2 protein-coding genes and 1 pseudogene are annotated in these 662 nt (G+C 42.9%); all 3 read right to left on the bottom strand.

What is annotated here, in order from left to right; translation table 11 throughout:
* The coding region (cutA, locus tag R7040_RS27110; protein WP_318097689.1) for a divalent-cation tolerance protein CutA at window positions 1-233 on the bottom strand (233 nt) is incomplete at its 3' end.
* A gap of 8 nt (window positions 234-241) precedes the next feature.
* Window positions 242-493 (bottom strand): hypothetical protein, encoded by a 252-nt coding sequence (locus R7040_RS27105; protein WP_025816175.1) that lies wholly within the window; start codon window positions 491-493, stop codon window positions 242-244.
* Window positions 477-662, bottom strand: a pseudogene (locus R7040_RS27100) (SgrR family transcriptional regulator); the annotation flags it as partial. The pseudogene R7040_RS27100 and the gene R7040_RS27105, both read right to left, overlap by 17 nt.

Genomic DNA, 662 nt, shown 5'->3' with positions numbered 1-662 from the left:
AGGTTTTCAATTTTTTCTTCCACTAACTCGTAAAGCTCACGTCGTGTTTTGATGATCAATAACCATTCGTGATCAGTACAAACTTCCCCTTTCCAAACATAATGGCTCTCAATTGGCATCGTCTGAATACACGCCGCTAATTGAGCTTCTAATAAACCTTTGATGATTTCATCGCGATTTTTTTCATTATTGGTGGTACTTAACACCATGCAGCAATCGTTTTGTTGGCTCATTATTTTTCCTACTTCATTGTCACTTTTCCGCCAATCATCTTAAACGCAGGCGTACCTCTGACTAACGTATCTCGTGCAAACTCTTGCCCGCAGCTCGGGCAAAAACAAGGGGTTTGAGTGTAATCTTCTACAATGCGTTCTTTAAAGCACTTCACCAAGGCCCCCTTTCCGCCCTTGCGATATTTATATAGCTGCGCTTTGCATTTCGCACAATAAATTTCGATAGTTTTACTCGGTTGCTTTTTATTCGGCTTGGCCATTCTCTTCTATCTCTGGCTTGACCCACACATTGCTGAAATCGAACCACCCCAGCGCATTACATTTTGCGTTTTGAAGCGCACCGCTGTGGTCTTTGTTTACCCCTAGCCAGCAATGGAACATTGGAATAACCTGACAGCTTTTCACTAACTGCCTTCCTAATTCGCGAGC

Source organism: Vibrio sp. 1069 (genome assembly GCF_033340555.1).
The sequence above is the reverse complement of the archived record's forward strand: the minus strand, read 5'-3'. Positions and strand labels throughout refer to the sequence as shown.